This is a genomic window from Burkholderia sp. Se-20373 (genome assembly GCF_017104705.1).
In the GTDB taxonomy this organism is placed as follows: domain Bacteria; phylum Pseudomonadota; class Gammaproteobacteria; order Burkholderiales; family Burkholderiaceae; genus Burkholderia.
Genome location: NZ_JAAGPH010000046.1, coordinates 22,370 through 44,316, shown reverse-complemented (window position 1 = coordinate 44,316; position 21,947 = coordinate 22,370). Strand labels below are relative to the sequence as shown.

The following is a 21,947-nucleotide window of genomic DNA, read 5'->3' as shown; positions in this document are numbered from 1 at the left end:
CATGATCAAGCAAGCGCTCATTTCCGTTTCCGACAAGACCGGCATCGTCGACTTCGCGAAGTCGCTGTCCGACCTCGGCGTCAAGCTGCTGTCGACGGGCGGCACCGCGAAACTCCTCGCCGACGCCGGCCTGCCCGTGACCGAAGTGGCCGATTACACGGGCTTCCCGGAAATGCTCGATGGGCGCGTGAAGACGCTCCACCCGAAGGTGCACGGCGGCATCCTCGCCCGCCGCGACCTGCCCGAGCACATGCAGGCGCTGGAGCAGCACGGCATCCCGACGATCGACCTGCTCGTCGTGAACCTGTACCCGTTCGTCGCGACGATCGCGAAGGACGACTGCACGCTCGCCGACGCGATCGAGAACATCGACATCGGCGGCCCGACGATGCTGCGCTCGGCCGCGAAGAACCACCGCGACGTGACGGTCGTCGTCGATCCGGCCGACTACGCGGTCGTGCTCGATGAAATGAAGGCGAACGGCAATGCGGTCGGCTACCCGACCAACTTCCGCCTCGCGACGAAGGTGTTCGCGCACACCGCGCAATACGACGGCGCGATCACGAACTACCTGACGAGCCTGACCGACGAGCTGAAGCACGCGTCGCGCAACGCGTACCCGGCCACGCTGAACCTGGCGTTCGACAAGGTGCAGGACCTGCGCTACGGCGAGAACCCGCACCAGAGCGCCGCGTTCTACCGCGACCTCGCGACGCCGGCCGGCGCGCTGGCGAACTACCGCCAGCTGCAGGGCAAGGAACTGTCGTACAACAACATCGCCGATTCCGACGCAGCGTGGGAATGCGTGAAGACGTTCGACGCACCGGCCTGCGTGATCATCAAGCACGCGAACCCGTGCGGCGTCGCAGTCGGCAACGATTCGGCCGACGCATACGCGAAGGCATTCCAGACCGACCCGACGTCGGCATTCGGCGGCATCATCGCGTTCAACCGCGAAGTCGACGAAGCAGCTGCCCAGGCTGTCGCGAAGCAGTTCGTCGAAGTGCTGATCGCACCGTCGTTCTCCGACGCCGCGAAACAGGTGTTCGCCGCGAAGCAGAACGTGCGCCTGCTCGAAATCGCGCTCGGCGAAGGCCATAACGCATTCGACCTGAAGCGCGTGGGCGGCGGCCTGCTCGTGCAGTCGCTCGATTCGCGCAACGTGCAACCGAGCGAGCTGCGCGTCGTCACGAAGCGCCAGCCGACCGCGAAGGAAATGGACGACCTGCTGTTCGCATGGCGCGTCGCGAAGTACGTGAAGTCGAACGCGATCGTGTTCTGCGGCAACGGCATGACGCTCGGCGTCGGCGCAGGCCAGATGAGCCGCGTCGATTCCGCGCGCATCGCGAGCATCAAGGCACAGAACGCCGGCCTGACGCTGGCCGGTTCGGCCGTGGCATCGGATGCGTTCTTCCCGTTCCGCGACGGCCTCGACGTCGTCGTGGCAGCCGGCGCGACCTGCGTGATCCAGCCGGGCGGCTCGATGCGCGACGACGAAGTGATCGCGGCCGCCGACGAGCACGGCATCGCGATGGTCCTGACGGGCGTACGCCACTTCCGTCACTGATCGCATGCGGCCCGCGCGGCCGCTGCACGACAACCCGGCGGCATCGCACCCGCCGGGTTTTTTATTGCGCGGCGCCTCCGCGCACGACCGGGCGACCGGCCTGCCGCACCAATCGTTGTAGTATCGCTGCATCACGCCATTCTCCTCACTCATGCGAATTCTCGGCATCGACCCCGGCCTGCGCGTCACCGGCTTCGGCATCATCGACGTCAGCGGCCACCGGCTCGCGTATGTTGCGAGCGGCGTGATCCGCACGCCGACCGCCGACCTGGCCACCCGGCTCGGCACGATCTTCCAGGGCGTCTCGACCATCGTGCGCGAGCACGCCCCCGACCAGGCCGCGATCGAAAAGGTGTTCGTCAACGTGAACCCGCAGTCGACGCTGCTGCTCGGCCAGGCGCGCGGTGCCGCGATCTGCGGCCTCGTCGCGGGCGGCCTGCCGGTCGCCGAATATACGGCGCTGCAGCTCAAGCAGGCCGTGGTCGGCTACGGCCGCGCGACCAAGACGCAGATGCAGGAAATGGTCACCCGGCTGCTCAACCTCTCCGGCCAACCGGGCTCCGACGCGGCCGACGCGCTCGGCATGGCGATCTGCCACGCACACGGCGGCAACACGCTCAGCACGCTCGGCGGCCTCGCGCCGGCGCTCGCGAAGAAAGGGCTGCGCGTGCGGCGCGGGCGGCTGGTCGGCTGACGCTGGCGCTGACGCGCATCGCGGCCCGGCACGTCGGCTCGACCGCGTTGCCCCCTTTGGCTGCGTCGGCCGCCCCTGACCGTTTTACTCGCACGCGGCGCGCCCGCGACATGCGCCCCTTCGGCCTGACGGCCGCGCCCATCGGCATCGTGCCGCACGTGCGCTACACTCGCGCTTTCTTCCTCGCATCAAGCCATCCATGATCGGTCGCATCGCCGGCATCCTGCTCGAAAAGAACCCGCCCCACCTGCTCGTCGACTGCAACGGCGTCGGCTACGAAATCGACGTGCCGATGAGCACCTTCTACAACCTGCCGCAAACGGGCGAGCGCGTCGTGCTGCTCACGCAGCAGATCGTCCGCGAGGACGCGCACCTGCTGTACGGCTTCCTGACGCCGCAGGAGCGCACGACCTTCCGCGAGCTGCTGAAGATCACCGGAATCGGCGCGCGCATGGCGCTCGCCGTGCTGTCCGGCATGAGCGTGCAGGAGCTCGCGCAGGCCGTGACGATGCAGGACGCCGCGCGCCTCACGCGCCTGCCCGGTATCGGCAAGAAGACGGCCGAACGCCTGCTGCTCGAACTGAAGGGCAAGCTCGGCGCCGATCTCGGCGCGCTCGCCGGCGCCGCCTCGCCGTCCGACCACGCGACCGACATCCTCAACGCGCTGCTCGCGCTCGGCTATTCCGAAAAGGAAGGCCTCGCCGCGATCAAGAACGTGCCGGCCGGCACCGGCGTATCCGAGGGCATCAAGCTCGCGTTGAAGGCGCTGTCGAAGGTCTAACGCCCGCGTGACGCGCCGCCGAGCGGTGCGTTGAAGCCAGTGTCGCGCAGCTGCACGACGCTCGCCAGTCGGCCGTTCGGCCGGGTGGGCGGGACTGCGGCGCGCGGTACAATGGCCGCATGATTGAAACCGACAAACTCGCCACCGAGCAGCGGATCATCGCCGCCACGCCCGCCTCGTCGCACGAGGAGGTGTTCGAACGTGCGCTGCGGCCGCGCCAGCTCGACGACTACGTCGGCCAGGAAAAGGTGCGCGGCCAGCTCGAGATCTTCATCGAAGCCGCCAAGCGCCGCTCCGAGCCGCTCGACCACGTGCTGCTGTTCGGGCCGCCGGGCCTCGGCAAGACGACGCTCGCGCACATCATCGCGCGGGAGATGGGCGTGAACCTGCGCCAGACGTCGGGCCCCGTGCTCGAGCGCGCGGGCGATCTCGCCGCGCTGCTGACGAACCTCGAGGCGAACGACGTGCTGTTCATCGACGAGATCCACCGGCTGTCGCCGGTCGTCGAGGAAATCCTGTATCCGGCACTCGAGGATTACCAGATCGACATCATGATCGGCGAAGGCCCGGCCGCGCGCAGCGTGAAGCTCGACCTGCAGCCGTTCACGCTGGTCGGCGCCACCACCCGCGCCGGGATGCTGACCAACCCGCTGCGCGATCGTTTCGGGATCGTCGCGCGCCTCGAGTTCTACGATGCCGATCAACTGTCGCGCATCGTGCGGCGCTCGGCGTCGCTGCTGAACGCGCAGATCGATCCGAACGGCGCGCTCGAAATCGCGAAGCGTTCGCGCGGCACGCCGCGGATCGCGAACCGGCTGCTGCGCCGCGTGCGTGACTTCGCGGAAGTGAAGGCCGACGGCCAGATCACCGCGGCCGTCGCCGATGCCGCGCTCGCGATGCTCGACGTCGATCCGGTCGGCTTCGACCTGATGGACCGCAAGCTGCTCGAGGCGATCCTGTACAAGTTCGACGGCGGCCCGGTCGGTATCGACAACCTCGCGGCGGCGATCGGCGAAGAGCGCGACACGATCGAGGACGTACTCGAGCCGTACCTGATCCAGCAGGGCTTCCTGCAGCGCACGCCGCGCGGGCGCGTCGCGACGCTGCTCACGTATCGCCACTTCGGGCTTTCCGTGCCCGACACCGGCCGCACCGAACGCGGCGAGTGGGATACCCCCGACGGGAAGTAACCCGTCGCCCGAGCCGCACCCGCCATGACGACGCCACCCAGCTCCCGCCCCGCCGCACCCGCACCGGGCCCGCGCTGGGCCGAGCCGATCCGCAAGCGGCTCGTGGCCGGCGTCACGCACCTGACAGTGGGCGGCGGCGGCCCGTCCCTCGACCTCTCTTCACCGCCGGGAGACCCCGGGCTGTTCGGTCCCGAGGCCGTCTGCTGGCGTGTGCATGCCGACTTCACGTCGATGATGACGGGCGGCATCGCGGCGCTGCTGCTGCAGGCGCTCCACCCGCTCGCGCTCGCGGGTGTCTGGGATCACTCGTCGTTCCGCACCGACATCCTCGGCCGCTTGCGACGTACCGCCACGTTCATCACCGGTACGACGTTCGGCAGTCGCGCGGACGCACTTGCGCTGATCGAGCGCGTGAAATCGATCCACGCGCGCATCTCGGGCACCGCGCCGGACGGCCGCCCGTACCGCGCCGACGATCCGGCGTTGCTGACCTGGGTGCATGTCGCGGAAGTGTCGAGTTTCCTCGCCGCGCACCTGCGCTATGTGAATCCCGCGCTGCCGGGCGAGTTGCAGGACCGCTACTACGCCGAAACGGCATTGATCGCCGAGCTGCTTGGCGCACAGGAGGTGCCGCGTTCACGTGCCGAGGTGGCTGCCTATCTCGCGCGCATGCAGCCCGAACTCGAGGCGGGGCCGCGCACGTTCGACGTGATGTCCATCCTGCTGAACGTGCCGGTCGCGAAGCCCGCGCTGCGACCGGCCGCGTCGCTGGTGATGCATGCGGGCATCGACCTGCTGCCGCCGTGGGCGCAACGCATGCTCGGCGTGTCGGCGTTCGCGCCGCTGCGCCGCGCGGTGGTCCGGCCCGGCATCCGGGTCGTCGCACCCGTGCTGCGCTGGGCGCTCGTGAATGGCGCGTCAAAACGTGCGCGCCGCCGCGCCACTGCGACACCGCCCGACGGCACCCCGCCCGCCTGACGATTCGCTTCCTCGTATCATTTCAATTTACTGTCAAATACCTGTGACAAGCTGACGGGCTTGCACCCGCGCACGGTTGCACGGGCCATACGCGCCGCCTGTCCGTCACTCGCGCGGTGCCCCCCCCACCCGACCGACACCCGATGCCCGCGATGCCACGCCTGCCGATCCGATTCGCCCTTGCCACCAGCCTGTCCACCGTCTTCGCCCTCACCGCCTGCGGAGGCGACGATGTCACCGCCGTCGCGCGTTCGGACGCGCAAACGCCGTCCGGCGGCACCCCGACCACGCCTGCCCCTACGCCGCCCGCCACCGTCACGCCGCAACCGGGCAAGTGGAAGGCCGCGCGCGCGGGCGACCTGATCGACGTGACGCTCGGCGACCTCCATCCGACGCAAGGCGCAATCGGCTACGACCAGATCTATTACAAGCTCGGCCGCTACGAACTGCAGCCCGACAAGAAATTCGACGACTTCTGCGCGGACGAAGGCCTCGGCGGCGTCGCGTCGAGCGGCTACACGGCCAAGTCGGTGCTGCGCGAACCCGCGAGCTACACATGCACGACGACCGACGCGAACGCCCGCGACCGCTCGGTGCTGAACCCGGTCGTGATCGGCCCGAACGGCGATGCGCTGTACCTGACCGACGGCCACCACGGCCTGTCGACCTACTACGAGACGCCCGACGGCGGCCCCGCGCTGCACGTGCATGTCGTCGTCAAGGACAACCTCAGCGACTACTCGGGCGACGCGTTCTGGCAGCAGATGCAGAGCCGCGGCTATCTGCGCTTAAAGAATGGCGATGGCAAGCCGATCACGACCGCGCAATTGCCGACCGGGCTCGGCCTGAAACTCGGGATGACGAACGACCGCTACCGCTCGCTCGTCTATTTCACGCGCGACATCGGCTACAGCAAGCCCGCACAAGCCACCGACTATCTCGAGTTCTACTGGGCCGACTGGCTGCGCGCGCAACCGGGCACGTTCGCGCTCGCCGGCTATGACCTGACGCGCGCCGGCACGACCGACCCGGATCCGGCCAAGGCCGACACCGGCTACCTGAACGCGGTCTGGAATGCGTCGACGCGCATGGTCGCGGCCACGGACCCGGTCATCGACGGCAAGACGGGCGCCGACCTCGGGCGCGCGGACGCGATCAACGGCGGGAAGAAATACAACAAGGGGGAATTCGACAAGCTGCGCCAGCCGATCACGGCGGACAAGCCCGGCAAGATCGCGTACGCGCTCGACTACAAGACGCGTCACGCGCTGCCGCAGTAAGCAGCCTGCACCACGCAGGAAGGAACTCCCGGCCGGCAATGCCGGACGGGGCCTGCAGGCTCAAAGCACCTTGCGGTACCCGTCGTCGTCGCTCGTGGCGTCCAGGTGCGACACGTCGGCCCACTGCACGACCTGCGCGCGGCCATCGACGTAATCGACGACGTTGATGCTCGTGTTGAGCAGCTGATAATTGCGCGGCGCCGACAGCTCGATGCCGTTCGCGAAACGATAGACGCAGTCGAGCACGCCGCCATGCGCGACGCACGCGATCCGGCCACCCGGATGCTCGGCGACGATCGGTTCGAGCGCATGCAGCACGCGGTGGTAGAACGCGCGCTGCGACTCGCCACCCTCCGGCGCGAAGCCGGGGTCGCGCGTCTGCCAGGCCGCGTAGGCGTCGGGGAACAGCGTCTCGATCTCGCCGCTGTCGTGCCCCTGAAACTGGCCGTACGAGCGCTCGCGCAGCCCTTCCCGCAGCCGCGGCGTAAGCCCGAGCGCGTCGGCGAACGGCTGCGCGGTCTGCTGCGCACGCAACAAGTCGCTCGAATAGATCGCGTCGAGCCGTGCACCGTCACGCGCGTCGCGCGCGAGCCGTACGGCCAGCTTTTGCGCCTGCTCGAGGCCCGTTTCGGCCAGCGGGATGTCGATATGACCCTGGATGCGCTTGATGCGATTCCAGGCCGTCTCGCCATGGCGGATGAAAAGAATCTGCGTGGTGGCCATCGCGGCGCGTCTCCGGGGAAGAATCAGGGCCGCACTTGCAGCCAGAACGTCACGGGGCCGTCGTTGACGAGCGACACCTGCATGTCGGCGCCGAACTCGCCCGTCTCGACGACCGGATGGCGCGCCCGCGCGGCCGCCACGAAATAGTCGAACAGCCGCGCGCCTTCGTCGGGCGGCGCGGCCGGGGTGAAGCTCGGACGCAGCCCGCTGTTGGTATCGGCCGCCAGCGTGAACTGCGACACGAGCAGCAGGCCGCCCGCCCGGCCTTCGCCGTCGATATTCGACACCGGCAGGTTCATCTTGCCGGCGGCGTCGCTGAACACGCGGTAGCCGAGCATCTTCGCGAGCAGCTTGTCGGCCGCTGCGTCGGTGTCGCCGCGCTCCGCGCAGACCAGCGCGAGCAGGCCCGCGCCGATCTCGCCCGTCGTGCGATCGCCGACGCGCACGTCGGCGCGCTTCACGCGCTGGATCAGCGCGATCATGCGGTCAGCGTGACGCGTGCGAAGCGGCGCTTGCCGACCTGCACGACGAACTCGCCGGCTTCGACCTTCAGGCCCTTGTCCGACACGGTCGCGCCATCGATCTTCACGCCGCCCTGCTCGATGTTGCGCAGCGCCTCGCTCGTCGACGGCACGAGGCCGGCCTGCTTCAGCAATTGGCCGATCGCGAGCGGCGCGCCCGCGAGCGTGACCGACGGAATGTCGTCCGGCACGCCGCCCTTCGCACGGTGGTTGAAGTCCTCGAGCGCACGCTCGGCGTCGGCCTGCGAGTGGAAGCGCGCGACGATTTCCTGCGCGAGCAGCACCTTGAAGTCGCGCGGGTTGCGGCCGCCTTCGATCTCGCGCTTGAAGCCGTCGATCTCGTCCATCGCACGGAACGACAGCAGCTCGAAGTAACGCCACATCAGCGTGTCCGAGATGCTCATCAGCTTGCCGAACATGTCGTTCGGCTGCTCGCTGATGCCGACGTAGTTGCCCTTCGACTTCGACATCTTCTCGACGCCGTCGAGGCCTTCGAGCAGCGGCATCGTGAGAATGCACTGCTGTTCCTGGCCATACTGCTTCTGCAGTTCGCGGCCGACCAGCAGGTTGAACTTCTGGTCGGTGCCGCCGAGCTCGAGGTCCGCGTTCAGCGCGACCGAGTCGTAGCCCTGCATCAGCGGGTACAAGAATTCGTGGATCGAGATCGGCACGCCGCCCTGGAAGCGCTTCGTGAAATCCTCGCGCTCGAGGATCCGCGCGACCGTGTAGCGCGACGCGAGCTTGATCATCCCGTCCGCGCCGAGCGGCATCGACCATTCGCTGTTGTAGCGGATTTCGGTCTTGTCGCGGTCGAGCACGAGCGCGGCCTGCTCGAAGTAGGTCTTCGCGTTCGACTCGATCTGCTCGCGCGTGAGCGGCGGGCGCGTCGCGTTGCGGCCCGACGGGTCGCCGATCAGCGACGTGAAATCGCCGATCAGGAAGATGACCGTGTGGCCGAGATCCTGCAGCTGACGCATCTTGTTCAGCACGACCGTATGGCCGATGTGGATGTCGGGCGCGGTCGGGTCGAGGCCGAGCTTGATGCGAAGCGGCGTGCCCGTCGCCGCGCTGCGTGCGAGCTTCTGCGCGAACTCTTCCTCGACCAGCAGCTCGTCGACGCCGCGCTTCGTGACGGCGAGCGCATGCCGGACTTCGTCGGTGATCGGGAAAACAGGCTTGGAACTGGGTTCGGTGCTCATCGGTGCCAGGAAGAATGTCGCAAAAACAGGGATTTTCCCATAACTTGCGCGCCCATCGCTTAACGGCACGTCACGTTGCGCGGATAATCGGGCGCAAGGCGCGCGGCACCGGCCCGCGCCGCACGATCCAGGAGAACCCAACGTGCCGCAACGACAGCCGCAACATGCCCATCCGGCCGACGGCATCTACTTCGGGCTGATGTCGGGAACCAGCATGGACGGCGTCGATGGCGTCGCCGTGCGCTTCGAGGCCGGCCGTGCGCCGGTCGTGCTCGCGGAAGCGTTCGTCGGCTTCGCGCAATCGCTGCGCGACGCACTGTTCGCGCTGCAGCAGCCCGGCCACGATGAAATCGACCGCGAATCGCTCGCGGCGAATGCGCTGGTCGCGCGCTATGCGGTGTGCTGCCACGAATTGCAGCGCACGGCCGGGCTGTCGCGCGACGAGATCCGCGCGATCGGCGTGCACGGCCAGACCGTGCGCCATCGCCCCGAGCGCGGCTATACGCGGCAGATCAACAACCCGGCGCTGCTCGCCGAGCTGACCCAGCTCGACGTGATCGCCGATTTCCGCAGCCGCGACGTCGCCGCGGGCGGCCATGGTGCGCCGCTCGCGCCGGCCTTCCATGCGACGGTGTTCGGCGCGCCGGGCGAAACGCGTGTCGTCTGCAATCTCGGCGGGATCAGCAACATCACGATCCTGCCCGGCGAAGGCGGCGACGTGCGCGGCTTCGACTGCGGCCCCGCGAACGCGCTGCTCGACGAATGGGCGACCCGCCATCTCGGCAAGCCGTACGACGACGGCGGCAAGTTCGCCGCGCGCGGCACCGTCCACGCGCGGCTGCTCGATGCGCTGCTCGACGAGCCGTATTTCGCCGCACCGCCGCCGAAAAGCACCGGGCGCGACCTGTTCAATCCCGCATGGCTCGACGCGAAGCTCGCCGCGTTCGCGCAGGTCGCGCCGGAGGACGTGCAGGCGACCCTTACCGCGCTCACGGCCGTGTCGGTCGCACGCGAGATCGCGCAGCACGCAGCGGGCTGCAAGGCCGTGTTCGTCTGCGGCGGCGGCGCACGCAATCCGGTGCTGCTCGACGCACTCCGGGACGCACTGCGCGAGGCCGGCGTGCCGGCCACGGTCGATACGACGGCCGCGCTCGGCGTGCCGCCGCAGCAGGTCGAGGCGCTCGCATTCGCGTGGCTCGCGTACCGCTTCACCGCACGCCAGCCCGGCAATCTCGCGACGGTCACGGGCGCAGCCGGCAATCGTGTGCTGGGCGCGCTCTATCCGCGCTGACGCTGCGCCTGCCGCACGGCGGGCGCCGCATCGCCAACGCGAACGGGAATGAAAAACGGGGCATGAAGCCCCGTTTTTCATTCCGGCGAACCGGGTCGGATCTGCCGTGTGCTCAGACCGAGAACGACGAGCCGCACCCGCAGGTGGTGCTCGCGTTCGGGTTCTTGATCACGAACTGGGCGCCGTTGAGGTCGTCCTTGTAGTCGATCTCGGCGCCGACCAGGTACTGGTAGCTCATCGAGTCGATCAGGAGCTGGACGCCGTTCTTGTTCATCACGGTGTCGTCCTCGTTGACTTCCTCGTCGAACGTGAAGCCATACTGGAAGCCGGAGCAGCCGCCGCCCTGCACGAACACGCGCAGCTTCAGGTCGGGATTGCCCTCTTCGTCGATCAGTTGCTTGACCTTGTCGGCTGCGGCGTCGGTGAAGACGAACGGAACCGGCATTTCGGCCGTCGTTGCTGCGGATTCGGTAACAGCGTTCATTGCGAACTCTCCAAAAAGCTTTAGCCGCTATTGTAGGGCCGATCAGAAGATCGTGCTGAAGTCCATGAAATCAATAGGTTCTTGTCGATTTCATCAAACACGCCCGCGCGGGCCGCGGCAGCACGCGCCTGGAAGCAGACATAAAAAAAACCGCCAGCGCAAAAGCTGGCGGTTTTTCGGGCAGACGCCGCCCGGGAGCGGCGAAGCCATGAAGCGGAATTAACGCTTCGAGAACTGCTTTGCGCGACGTGCCTTGCGCAGACCAACCTTCTTACGCTCGACTTCACGTGCATCGCGCGTGACGAAGCCTGCGTTCGACAGCGACGGCTTCAGCGTCGCATCGTAGTCGATCAGTGCACGGGTGATGCCGTGGCGCACTGCACCTGCCTGACCCGTTTCGCCGCCGCCGTTGACGTTGACCTTGATGTCGAACGTCTGGCCGTGGTTCGTGAGTTCCAGCGGTTGACGCACGATCATCAGCGACGTTTCGCGCGAGAAGTAGTCAGCGATGGGCTTGCCGTTGACGATGATGTCGCCCTTGCCAGCCTTGATGAAGACACGTGCGACTGCGCTCTTGCGGCGGCCCGTACCGTAGTTCCAGTTACCGATCATGTGGGCTCCCCTTAGATCTCGAGCGCCTTCGGCTGTTGCGCCGAATGCGGATGCGTAGCTTCAGCGTAGACCTTCAGCTTCTTGATCATCGCGTAGCCGAGCGGGCCCTTCGGCAGCATGCCCTTGACCGCTTTCTCGAGCGCGCGGCCCGGGAAGCGTTCTTGCATCTTGCCGAACGTCGTTTCATAGATACCGCCCGGGTAGCCCGAGTGACGGTAGTACTTCTTGTCCAGAGTCTTGTTGCCCGTGACCTTCAACTTGCTTGCGTTGATGATGATGATGAAATCACCAGTGTCGACGTGCGGGGTGAACTCAGGCTTGTGCTTGCCGCGCAGACGGCGTGCCACTTCGCTGGCAACACGGCCGAGAACCTTATCCGTCGCGTCAATCACGTACCATTCGCGCGTCACCTCATGGGCTTTTGCGGAAAACGTCTTCATGATCGATCCAAAAAAATTGCTTTGCCCGATGTGTTCTTCCTGCTTGTCTGTGTGCGCTTCGAGGCGCGGTGCAGGCTCTCCCTGTTCTTTTTCCGTGGGCACGAATGCGGAAAAGCCCTGAATTATAAAGGAAATACGGCAAGGCGGTCAAAGGGAATCCACTTCCCGTGTCCACGGCGGCCGAAATGGGCCAAAATCCTCTCGTGCCCCGACAAGCCAGGCGAACCGAGCGCCCAAGGAGGCACCCATCGACGCGCGGCACATGACCCTCCCGCGCCAGACCGGCCGAATCTGGAAAACAACAAACAAGCATGATGAATCAACGACTTACGCCCTTCCTTGCGGCGAGCCTGCTGGCCGCCGCAGCGCCCGCCGTTGCCGCCCAGGCCGACTGCGAAGCCAAGCTCGACGCACTCGATACACGCATTGCCGAAGCCCGTGCCGCCCATGCCGAGGATCGCGTCGCGCGCCTGCGCGCGGTGCGCGAACGCGTCCGGCACTTCTGCGCGCGCGGGCACGGCCACGCGTCGGCCGTCCACGTGCCGGCACCTGATGCACGCTCACCCGGCACGCCGTCCGGTGGCGCGACGCCACAGTCGGACGCAAAGCAACCTGCGTAACGATGCCGGAATGCCGGGCCGCGCAAGCCGCGCGCCGATGTTTGCATGGGACGAAAAAAAGCCCGAACGGCTGGTTCGGGCTTAATCCACCATAGGAGGAGGGTGGAGGAGACATTCGGAGGTTGCCGCAGCGCGACAACCAATGAGGCTCATTATACGAACGCGTCGGCGACTTCACAAGAAAATTTGCATTACGAAATCAAACACCATAATGCGGAATATTTCGCGTCGCGTTTGAAAATTCCATTTTCCCCTTTGAAATCAATCACCTGATCCCGTCGAACAGGATCGAAAATACCTTCTTCTAGAGCAAAACCCCTAAATCCGAGCGGGAATTGGCCGTCCGGCGCGTCGGTCGCGCGCCTTCGGCATTGCGCGTCGTGCAGCGCATCAGCCGTCCGTTGCGCAGCGGGCTACAATGCCGGATCGAATCCGAATCAGGCAACGCTGGAGTGCAAGCATGGAATGCAAAGTAAGCTGGATGGGTCAGGACGGCATGGCGTTTTCCGCCGAGACCGGCAGCGGCCACCTCGTCACGATGGATGGCGCGCCCGAAGGCGGCGGCCACAACCTCGCGCCGCGCCCGATGGAAATGGTGCTGCTCGGCACCGGCGGCTGCACGGCCTATGACGTCGTGCTGATCCTGAAGAAGAGCCGCCAGGAAGTCAGCGGCTGCTCGGTCACGCTGAAGGCCGAGCGCGCGAGTGAAGATCCGAAAGTGTTCACGAAGGTGCACTTCCACTTCACCGTCACCGGGCGCAACCTGAACCCGTCCACGGTCGAACGCGCGATCAACCTGTCGCACGACAAGTATTGCTCCGCGTCGATCATGATCGCGAAGACGGCCGAACTCACGCATTCGTTCGACATCGTCGCCGGCTGAATGCACGGCGAGCGCGCATGAAAAAAGGGCCGGCGCTCCGAGGGGAGACGCCGGCCCTTTCGCATTCGAACCGCAAAGCAGGCCGATAAGCCGGATTCTGTGCACGCTGCGCGCCGAAGCGCGCAACGCGTGGCAGCCATTCCTCTAGGCGCGCCATTGCTGACGCGCTCAAGCTTCCTACCCGCAGACGAGACGGGGGCCCCGTCCTGCATCCGAAAATGCGCGCCTGCCTACTTGGAATTGCTCCGGGTGGAGGTTACCGTGCCGGCGAACGTCGCCGTCGCCGCGGTGCGCTCTTACCGCACCGTTTCACCCTTACCTGATCCCGGCTTGCGCCGGGCCATCGGCGGTTTGCTTTCTGTTGCCCTGTTCCGCGTGTCGCCACGGATGGCCGTTAGCCATCACCCTGCCCTGTGGAGTCCGGACTTTCCTCGCCCCCGCGCGCCCGAAGGCGGCGAGGCCGCGACTGCCTGGCCTGCTTTGCGACGCGCATTCTAGCACTGCGCGCCGCGGGCCGCATGGGGCCGGGTTCGTGCGACGGCGCGGCGGCTTACGCCAGCTTCCAGCCGATCGTCTCGCCGCCGCGCAGCGGCACGACGGGCGTATCGCCCGCGAAGATCTCGCGCGGCAGTTCCCACGCCTCGCGACGCAGCGTGACCGTCTCGGCGCTGCGCGGCAGCCCGTAGAAATCGGCGCCGAAGAAGCTCGCGAAGCCTTCCAGCTTGTCGAGCGCACCGGCCGCGTCGAACGCTTCCGCATACAGTTCGAGCGCGTGCAGCGCCGTGTAGCAGCCCGCGCAGCCGCACGCGGTTTCCTTCGCGTCGCGCGCGTGCGGCGCGCTGTCGGTACCGAGGAAGAAGCGCGGATTGCCCGATGTCGCGGCCTCGACCAGCGCGACGCGATGCGTCTCGCGCTTCAGCACCGGCAGGCAGTAGTAATGCGGGCGAATCCCGCCGACGAACAGCGCATTGCGGTTGTACAGCAGGTGATGCGCGGTGATCGTCGCGCCGAGCAGGCCGGGCGCCGCGTCGGCGTCGCGCACGTAGTCGGCCGCGTCCTTCGTCGTGATGTGCTCGAACACGACCTTCAGGCCCGGGAAATCGCGGCGCAGCGGCGTCATCACGCGGTCGATGAAGACCTTCTCGCGGTCGAACAGGTCGATCGACGCATCGGTCACCTCGCCGTGCACGAGCAGCGGCATGCCGGTTTCCTGCATCGCCTCGAGCGTCTTCGCGCATTTCGCGAGATCGGTGACGCCATGGTCGGAATTCGTCGTCGCGCCCGCCGGATACAGCTTCACCCCGTGCACGAAGCCGCTTTCGCGCGCGCGGCGGATTTCGTCGTGCGGCGTGTTGTCGGTCAGGTACAGCGTCATCAGCGGTTCGAACGTCATTCCGGCCGGCAGCGCGGCGAGGATACGCTCGCGATAGGCCTGCGCCTGCGCGGTGGTCGTCACCGGCGGCTTCAGGTTCGGCATGACGATGGCGCGGCCGAACTGGCGCGCGGTGTGCGGCAGCACGGCGGCCAGCATGTCGCCGTCTCGCAGGTGCAAGTGCCAGTCGTCGGGACGGGCGAGCGAGAGCGTCGCCGGGGAGGAAGCGTTCGAGGCAGTCATAGGAGGCGTCGTGAGGAACGGGCTGGCCATCGGCGGGGCCGGAACGCGCGTGCGCGGGCCGACTGACGGCAAACCGCAACACGGGGCCTTCGGCCGGCGGAATCCGCTTTTTACCGCTCATGGCTCGGTGATATGCTAGAAGCCGCATTGTACCGGGGTTCGCCCGGTTCGTTACCCCCCGCCTGAGCCTGCCGCCCCAAGTAAAATGTGCCAACTCTTAGGAATGAACTGCGCCGCGCCGACGGACGTCACATTCTCCTTCACAGGTTTCGCGGCCCGGGGCGGGCTCACCGATCACCATGCCGACGGCTGGGGCATCGCGTTCTTCGAAGATAAGGCCTGCCGCCTGTTCATCGATCACCAGGCCTCGGCCACGTCGCCGATCGCAGAAATGGTGAAGCGCTACCCGATCAAGTCCAAGAACACGATCGCGCACATCCGCAAGGCGACGCAAGGCCACATCCTGCTCGAGAACAGCCATCCGTTCATGCGAGAGCTGTGGGGCCGGCACTGGATCTTCGCGCACAACGGCGACCTGCAGGACTACGCACCGGACATGGACGGCAGCGTCTACCATCCGGTCGGCACGACCGACAGCGAACAGGCGTTCTGCGTGCTGATGCAGGGGCTGCGTGAAGCGTTCCCCGGCGCGCAGCCGCCGTTGCCCGAACTGTTCGAGCGCGTCGGCGAGCTGACGCGCGGCATCACCGATCACGGCGTGTTCAACTTCCTGATGTCGAACGGCCAGGCGCTGATCGCGCATTGCTCGACGCGGCTGCACTACCTCGTGCGGCGCTGGCCGTTCTCGACCGCGCACCTCGTCGACGAAGACCTGTCGATCGACTTCGCGAAATACACGACGCCCGAGGATCGCGTCGCGGTGATCGCGACGCAGCCGCTCACCGACAATGAAGTCTGGACTGCGTTCGAGCCGGGCGAGCTGATCATGTTCCAGTGCGGCGACGTCGCCGCGCGGATGCGGATCCCGGTGCCGGAACGCGTGCTCGAGAAGCTGCGCAATCCATCGCTCGACGCGTCGGCATCGGCGCCGCGCGACACGCGCGAGGTGCTCGCCACCGCCGCCGAAGTCGATTCCGACGACGCGATCGACTTCTGAGCCCAGCGCCCACGCCCTCTTCCCATCACGTTTTCGCCGCTGTGCGGCAAGTCGGTAGCGCGCCGCATCCGATCGGAGCGGTGGCGTGGTACGCAGGCGATTCAGCGACGTTCGCTATCGGCGTAAATGGCCATCCCCGCACCGATCTCCCTTCATCCGGACTAAAGTCCGGTATATCGAAGCGCCGTCACACAATATTCGCTTGATTTAATTTATTTCAAACGAAAGCAATTAAACGGCGAAAAATAATATACGGTCGAAAAGCATATAATCCGGGCGGCGGCATTTTAACGCACCGATCTGGCGTAAAACGTGCGCCACCTCACCGAGCAGGCAATCGCCAACTCACATCACCAGAATCCGCCTGACCCTTACCCGACAAGGCCTTCAGTTCGATTCATCACACAATCCAGAAATACCGGATGAAATCGACATGATTTCCGCTTTTGTTATCTTCCCGACAATCGATCACACGCCCGATCAATAGACTCCGCCCATCCTCGGTGTAACGAATTGCGATTCGCGGAGAAACGGCCACGGCCGCCGCACACCCATTCACGCCATTCTCCACCGCGGATTGCGATTTCACTGCGCCGCGGTGAAAACCACATCAAAAGAAGAGAGAGGGGCTTGTCGTGAATCATTCATTTCGATCGATATGGAGCGAGACCACCGGCTGCTGGGTCGCGGTTGCGGAAACGGCACGGGCGCGCGGCAAGCGTTCGGGCAGCGCTTCTTGCGCGAGCCGCCGCGCCGCATACGCGGCAACATGCCGGACCTCGCTTCGCATCGCGGTAGCCGGCGTTGCGCTGGCCGCGCTGTCGGCCGGTTCCGCGTACGCATCGACGTGCGGCGGCGGCACGGCCGTCGCGAACGGCGGCACCTGCGCGCCCGGCAGTTTCGGCCCAACCGTCAACGACAACCTGGCAGGCTCCGCCACCGTCTCGGGCGGCGACACCATCGGTGTGTCGGGCGCGTGGACCGGCGCCGGCGGCGACCCCGGCTACACGCTCACGCCGATCGGCAGCACGACCATCGTGTCGGGCAACCCGAACCAGCCGCTGCTGTCGCTCGGCGGCAAGACCCACAGCGTCAGCACCCCTGACTCGATCACCGGCACGCGCACGTCGGTCGCGACCTACGACTCGTCCGCGTTCTCCGCGTCGACGGCCGGCGCGACCGCGGTGCCCGTCTACCACGACGTGAACGGCGATCAGTACGTGAACACGCGCATCGGCACCGTCGCCGCCACCGGCGGCACGCTCAACGTGTCGATCGGCAATGCGGCGAACGCGCCCGATGCAGCCGGCAACGCGATCGAGATGGCCGCGAAGCAGACCGACCTGACCTTCGCGGACGGCACGGGCGCCGCGAAAAGCACCGTCACCTGGAACTCGCGCAACCAGGTCCGGTTCACCACCGGCGACTACCTTGCGGACGGCGGCGCCATCGGCAGCCGTCAGCTCGACGTGCCGGCCTACGCGGGCACCTTCACCGCATTCGACGGCAGCACGTGGAAGGTCACCGACGCCGCATCGCTCGCCGCGTACAACGACTTTCTCGTGCGCTCGGTGCAAAGCGGCGCGCTCGGCTCGCAGGCCGCCTACGACAGCGCGCTCGGCCAGGCCGTCACGTTCTCGCAGCAATCCTTCCAGTATCAGAACAACGTGTCCCCGGGCGACAAGAACACGCTGCCGATCGGTTTCCTGTCGGCGATGCACGGCACGGGCGCGAACGCGACACTGCAGATCGGCAAGGACGGCCAGATCGACTTCCGCGGCGTCAACACGATCGACTCGAGCTCGGCCGTCCTCGCGGAAAACGGCGCGCACTTCATCAACGACGGGCGCCTGTCGGGCGACTTCACGCTGGTGCGCCTGCTGAGTGGGGCAAGCGGCGTCAACAACGGCGTGATCTCGTCCGGGTACGCGTCCGGCGACGACTTCGACACGAGCGGCAGCACGCCGCCGAACAACTTCGGCTACCACGCGTACACCGAAGGCAACGGCGTGTTTGCGAACGGCGCGGGCACGTCGTTCGTCAACCACGGCGTGATGAACGTCGGCGCGTGGACGCTCGACGGCAACCAGCCGGACCTGCAGAACTACGCGGTCGCCGTGACAGGCGGCGCGACCGCGTCGAACGCCGGCACGATCAATGTCGGCGTCAATGCGACGACGCTCGACAGCCAGGTGATCGGCGGCCTCGTCGATGGCGGCAGCTTCACCAACGAAGCGGGCGGCACGATCACCCTCGGCCGCTCGGCGCAGTACGCGCCCGGCGGAACGGCAAGCGACGTCGCGCTCGCCGCGCACGCATACGGCATCCTGCTCGGCGATTCCGGCACCGCTAGCAACCTCGGCACGATCGTGATCGGCTCGCAGACGCAGAACGGCGCCGCGCTGGCGAGCATCGGTTCGGCGTCCGGCACGCTGACCAATGCGGGCGCGATCGTCGTCAACGGCGCGGCGTCCGGCACGCCGCTCGCCAACGTCGGCATGCTCGCGGCCAACACGGCCGCGACCGTGACCAACACCGGCACCATCACGCTGAATGGCGTGAACGGCATCGGCATCATGGTCGTCGGCACCGGTGCACAGGCAACGTCCGCGCTGTCGAGCGGCACGATCAACGTCGCCGGCGGCCTCGATCCGGCCTCCGGCACGCGCAACTACGGCGTGTGGGCCGAAGGGCCGCGCGCCACGGCCACGCTCGACGGCGCGCTCAACCTGACGGGCACCGGCGCGATCGGCGTGCATGCACGCTCGGGCGCGACGATCAACGTCGGCGCCAATGCCGTGCCGGCCTTCATGTCGGGCACCAGCCAGATCGGTTTCTACGCGTATGGCGCGGGCTCGAAGATCAACGTCGCCGCGCAGCACCTGAGCGTCGACACCGACGATTCGACACTGTTCCGCGTCGCGGGCGGCGCGGCCTATACGGGCACGTCGACGGCCGGCGCGCTGACGACCGACGTCAACGGCCAGCGCGCGCACGGCGTGCTCGCGACCGACGCCGGCACCGTGCTGTCGACCGGCAACGCGATCTACAACGTCAACGGCGCGAACGGCATCGCGATCGCGGTCGAAGGCGGCGCGCAAGGCACGATCGACGCGGGCGCGACGATCAACCTGAACGCGGCCGGTGCGATCGCCGGCGTGGTCGACGGCCAGGCGCACGATCTCGCCGGCGCCAATGCCGGCGCACCGGTCGCGACGACGCTCACCAACCACGCCGCTGTCACGTCATCGACGGCCGGCGTGACCGGCTTCGTCGCGCAGAACCTCGGCACGCTCGAGAACCGCGACACGGTGCTGCTGACGGGCGCCGGCTCGACCGGCGTCGTGATCGGCGCGCTCGGCACGGTGAACAACGCGTCGACGATCCGCGTATCCAATGGCACCGGCGCGCTCGTGCAGGGTGCGTCGGCGACGCTCGCCAACGCCGGTTCGATCGAAGCCGACGACGGCATCGCGGGCGTCCACCTGACGGGCACCGGCGCATCGGTCGCGCTGTCGGGCGCCGGCACCGTGATCTCGAACGGCAGCGCCGACGGCGTGCTGATCGACTCGACCGTCACCAGCGGCGGGCTCGCGGCCGGCGCGACATCGATCGCGGTCGGCGGCTCGGGCAAGGGGATCGACAACCAGGGGACGAACGCGACGCTCGCGCTGGCCGGCACGCAGATCGGCACGACCGGCAGTGGCGCCGACGGCCTGTCGTCGACGGGGGCCGGCGCGCGCATCGCGACCGATGCGGCGACCGTCGTCCGGACCAGCGGCGACAACGCACGCGGCTTCTTCGTGTCGGGGGCGGATTCGACGCTGGCGGCCAACGGTACGACCGTCGCGACGACCGGCGCGGGTTCGGCCGCGATCGTGACGACCGGCGGCGCGACCGCGCTGCTGTCGGGCGCGAAGATCACCACATCGGGCGCGACGTCCGACGGCCTCGTCGCGCAAAACGGCGGCCGCATCGGCGATACAGGCTCGACGATCGCCAGCGCCGCCGGCAACGGCGCCACCGCCGACAGCGGCGGCGTCCTCGCGCTGACCGGCACGACGCTCAAGGGTGCGGCGGCCGGCGTGCTGACGTCCGATACGCTCGCAAACGGCGCGACGAGTTCGGTGCTCGTCGATGGCGGCAGCGTCACGTCCGCCACCGGGCCGGCCTTCGCCGTGCGCGGCGGCACGGCCGACATCGCCGTGCGCAACGGCACGGTCGTGACGGCCGGCAACGGCACGCTGCTCGACCTGTCGACCGGCAGCCACGCCACCTTCACCGCTTCGGCCGTGACTCTGGCCGGCGACATCGTCTCCGACGCTTCGAGCACCGGCAACGTGTTCCTCGCGAACGGCACGACGCTGACCGGCAAGATCGATCCGGTCGCACTGACCGTCGACAACACCAGCACGTGGCGCATGACGGGCAGCTCGGTGCTGAGCAGCCTGAACAACGCGGGCCTCGTCGCATTCGCCGCACCGACCGGTTCGCCGACGCTCGCAGGCAGCTACAAGACGCTGACGACCGGCAGCTACGTCGGCAACGGCGGCACGATCGCGCTCAATACGTTCCTCGGCGCCGACGCGTCGCCGACCGATCGGGTGATCGTGAACGGCGGCGCCGCGAGCGGCACGACGGGCCTGAAGATCGCCAACACGGCCGGCACCGGCGCGCAGACAAAGGGCGACGGGATTCCGGTGGTCGTCACGGCCAACGGCGGCACGACCACCGCATCGGCGTTCCAGCTCGCGGGCCCCGTGCAGGCGGGTGCGTACGAATACCGGCTCTATCGCGGCGGGCAAGCCGACGCGAACGGCTGGTACCTGCGGTCGCAACTCGATCCGTCGGACCCCGGTGACCCGATCCACCCGTCCGGCGGCGGTGACGGCGGCAACAACGGGAATGGCAACGGCGGCACGCTCGCGTATCGCCCCGGGGTCTCGGGCTATGCCCTCACGCCGCTGCTCAACGCCGACTACGGCTTCTCCACGCTCGGCAAACTGCACGAGCGTGTCGGCGACATCTACAACCTCGAAAAGCAGCAGCCGGGCAATCGTGACGGCGTGTGGGGGCGCATCGGCGGCCAGAGCCTCGACGCGAACGCGGGGCGCTTCGCGGCCGACGAGCGGACGTTCTTCGCGCAGTTCGGCAAGGACTGGACGCTCGACCAGGCACCGAACGGCGGCGACAGCACGCATGCGGGCGTGACGGCCAGCATCGGCGTGTCGAACGCAAGCTTCAGCGACATGGCGCGCGCCGATACGGCCAACCTGTCGACGTCGACGGGTTCGGTCGAGATGCATGCGCAGAGCATCGGCGGCTACTGGACGAAGTACCTGTCCGACGGCACGTACTTCGACAGCGTCGGGCAGGTCACGCACTACGGCAACCGCTACCGCGACAGCTATGGCAACGAGGCGTCGCAGAACGGCTTCGGCATCGCGCTGTCGCAGGAAGTCGGCAAGCCGTTCGCGATCGGCGCGCTGCCGGTCGCGGTCGAGCCGCAGGCGCAGCTGATGTACCAGTACCTGAAGCTGAACGGGTTCAACGACAACGTCTCGGCGGTATCGGGTACGACGACGAACGCGCTGCGCGGCCGCGTCGGCGTGCGCATCTTCCGGCCGAACCTCCAGTCGGATTCGGGCGGCGGCGCCGCCACGCCGTACTTCACGGCCGACGTGCTGCACGACTTCCTGTCGCCCGGCCAGACCGTCGTCGGCGGTACGCCGTTCGCGACGCATCTCGGCCGCACGTGGTACGAACTCGGCGTCGGCGTGACCGCGGGCTTCGGCAAGTCGGGCGAGCTGTACGCGAACGCGAAGATCGCGCGCAACATCGGCGGCGACTACCGGCGCGGCATCGTCGGGCAGGTCGGCTACCGCTACAGCTGGTAACGGCGCTCACCCGCGTCACGGCGGACGAAAAAAAACCGCCCGGCGCTCGGCAGGG

At 67.4% G+C, this 21,947-nt stretch carries 18 protein-coding genes and 1 other RNA gene; 11 read left to right on the top strand and 8 right to left on the bottom strand.

All coding sequences use genetic code 11. The annotated features are described in order from the left end of the window. The first annotated feature begins 1 nt into the window (after position 1). The 6 genes from purH to G3N96_RS17230 all read left to right on the top strand — a co-directional run bounded on the left by purH (position 2) and on the right by G3N96_RS17230 (position 6,490). Entirely contained in the window at positions 2-1,567 is a 1,566-nt protein-coding gene (gene purH, locus G3N96_RS17255; protein WP_206137932.1) for a bifunctional phosphoribosylaminoimidazolecarboxamide formyltransferase/IMP cyclohydrolase, read from the top strand. 151 nt (positions 1,568-1,718) lie between these two features. Next, positions 1,719-2,261: a crossover junction endodeoxyribonuclease RuvC gene (ruvC, locus tag G3N96_RS17250; protein ID WP_085041738.1), complete on the top strand. Its 543-nt coding sequence runs from the start codon at positions 1,719-1,721 to the stop codon at positions 2,259-2,261. 199 nt (positions 2,262-2,460) lie between these two features. Continuing rightward, positions 2,461-3,042 carry a Holliday junction branch migration protein RuvA gene (ruvA, locus tag G3N96_RS17245; RefSeq protein WP_014898064.1) on the top strand — a complete coding sequence of 194 codons (582 nt, stop codon included), beginning with the start codon at positions 2,461-2,463 and terminating at the stop codon, positions 3,040-3,042. 119 nt (positions 3,043-3,161) lie between these two features. After that, positions 3,162-4,232 (top strand): Holliday junction branch migration DNA helicase RuvB, encoded by a 1,071-nt coding sequence (gene ruvB, locus G3N96_RS17240; RefSeq protein WP_089430607.1) that lies wholly within the window; start codon positions 3,162-3,164, stop codon positions 4,230-4,232. A gap of 24 nt (positions 4,233-4,256) precedes the next feature. After that, positions 4,257-5,210 carry an oxygenase MpaB family protein gene (locus G3N96_RS17235; protein ID WP_206137931.1) on the top strand — a complete coding sequence of 318 codons (954 nt, stop codon included), beginning with the start codon at positions 4,257-4,259 and terminating at the stop codon, positions 5,208-5,210. A 152-nt stretch (positions 5,211-5,362) separates the two neighbouring features. Next, complete coding sequence (locus G3N96_RS17230; protein ID WP_206137935.1) at positions 5,363-6,490, top strand: ParB/Srx family N-terminal domain-containing protein; 1,128 nt, start codon at positions 5,363-5,365, stop codon at positions 6,488-6,490. 60 nt (positions 6,491-6,550) lie between these two features. Here the strand turns inward: G3N96_RS17230 and G3N96_RS17225 are convergent, their stop codons facing one another. From G3N96_RS17225 to tyrS, 3 genes are read right to left on the bottom strand one after another with little or no spacing between them, the layout of a single operon-like run. After that, positions 6,551-7,213, bottom strand: a complete 663-nt coding sequence (locus G3N96_RS17225; protein ID WP_206137930.1) for a histidine phosphatase family protein — start codon at positions 7,211-7,213, stop codon at positions 6,551-6,553. A gap of 23 nt (positions 7,214-7,236) precedes the next feature. Next, positions 7,237-7,695, bottom strand: coding sequence for a D-aminoacyl-tRNA deacylase (dtd, locus tag G3N96_RS17220; RefSeq protein WP_011350959.1), 459 nt, complete (start codon positions 7,693-7,695; stop codon positions 7,237-7,239). Beyond that, positions 7,692-8,933, bottom strand: coding sequence for a tyrosine--tRNA ligase (gene tyrS, locus G3N96_RS17215; protein WP_206137929.1), 1,242 nt, complete (start codon positions 8,931-8,933; stop codon positions 7,692-7,694). Before tyrS ends, dtd begins: the two co-directional genes overlap by 4 nt. 142 nt (positions 8,934-9,075) lie before the next feature. On the opposite strand from tyrS, the gene G3N96_RS17210 reads away from it, so the two are divergent. Continuing rightward, on the top strand, positions 9,076-10,224 hold the full coding sequence (locus tag G3N96_RS17210) for an anhydro-N-acetylmuramic acid kinase (RefSeq protein ID WP_206137928.1): 1,149 nt from the start codon (positions 9,076-9,078) through the stop codon (positions 10,222-10,224). A 112-nt stretch (positions 10,225-10,336) separates the two neighbouring features. Here G3N96_RS17210 and erpA read toward each other — a convergent pair whose 3' ends face one another. The 3 genes from erpA to rplM form a co-directional block, all read right to left on the bottom strand. Continuing rightward, positions 10,337-10,708 carry an iron-sulfur cluster insertion protein ErpA gene (gene erpA / locus G3N96_RS17205; protein WP_011350956.1) on the bottom strand — a complete coding sequence of 124 codons (372 nt, stop codon included), beginning with the start codon at positions 10,706-10,708 and terminating at the stop codon, positions 10,337-10,339. 219 nt (positions 10,709-10,927) lie between these two features. Beyond that, on the bottom strand, positions 10,928-11,320 hold the full coding sequence (gene rpsI, locus G3N96_RS17200; RefSeq protein WP_011883283.1) for a 30S ribosomal protein S9: 393 nt from the start codon (positions 11,318-11,320) through the stop codon (positions 10,928-10,930). Between the two features lie 11 nt (positions 11,321-11,331). Beyond that, positions 11,332-11,760 (bottom strand): 50S ribosomal protein L13, encoded by a 429-nt coding sequence (gene rplM, locus G3N96_RS17195; protein ID WP_009687896.1) that lies wholly within the window; start codon positions 11,758-11,760, stop codon positions 11,332-11,334. A 311-nt stretch (positions 11,761-12,071) separates the two neighbouring features. Between rplM and G3N96_RS17190 the strand changes: the two genes are divergently transcribed. Next, entirely contained in the window at positions 12,072-12,380 is a 309-nt protein-coding gene (locus G3N96_RS17190) for a DUF1090 family protein (protein ID WP_206137927.1), read from the top strand. Positions 12,381-12,798: 418 nt separating this feature from the next. Then, positions 12,799-13,263, top strand: a complete 465-nt coding sequence (locus G3N96_RS17185) for an OsmC family protein (RefSeq protein WP_172625585.1) — start codon at positions 12,799-12,801, stop codon at positions 13,261-13,263. 70 nt (positions 13,264-13,333) lie between these two features. Here the strand turns inward: G3N96_RS17185 and rnpB are convergent. Together rnpB and pyrC are read right to left on the bottom strand one after the other, a co-directional pair. Continuing rightward, an RNA gene (gene rnpB, locus G3N96_RS17180) (RNase P RNA component class A) lies at positions 13,334-13,745 on the bottom strand. 68 nt (positions 13,746-13,813) lie between these two features. Then, entirely contained in the window at positions 13,814-14,878 is a 1,065-nt protein-coding gene (pyrC, locus tag G3N96_RS17175; protein WP_206137926.1) for a dihydroorotase, read from the bottom strand. A gap of 205 nt (positions 14,879-15,083) precedes the next feature. Here pyrC and G3N96_RS17170 point away from each other — a divergent pair, with 205 nt between their 5' ends. Beyond that, positions 15,084-15,995: a class II glutamine amidotransferase gene (locus G3N96_RS17170; RefSeq protein WP_124576505.1), complete on the top strand. Its 912-nt coding sequence runs from the start codon at positions 15,084-15,086 to the stop codon at positions 15,993-15,995. A 635-nt stretch (positions 15,996-16,630) separates the two neighbouring features. Then, positions 16,631-21,892 (top strand): autotransporter outer membrane beta-barrel domain-containing protein, encoded by a 5,262-nt coding sequence (locus tag G3N96_RS17165; protein ID WP_206137925.1) that lies wholly within the window; start codon positions 16,631-16,633, stop codon positions 21,890-21,892. The last annotated feature ends 55 nt before the right edge of the window (positions 21,893-21,947 follow it).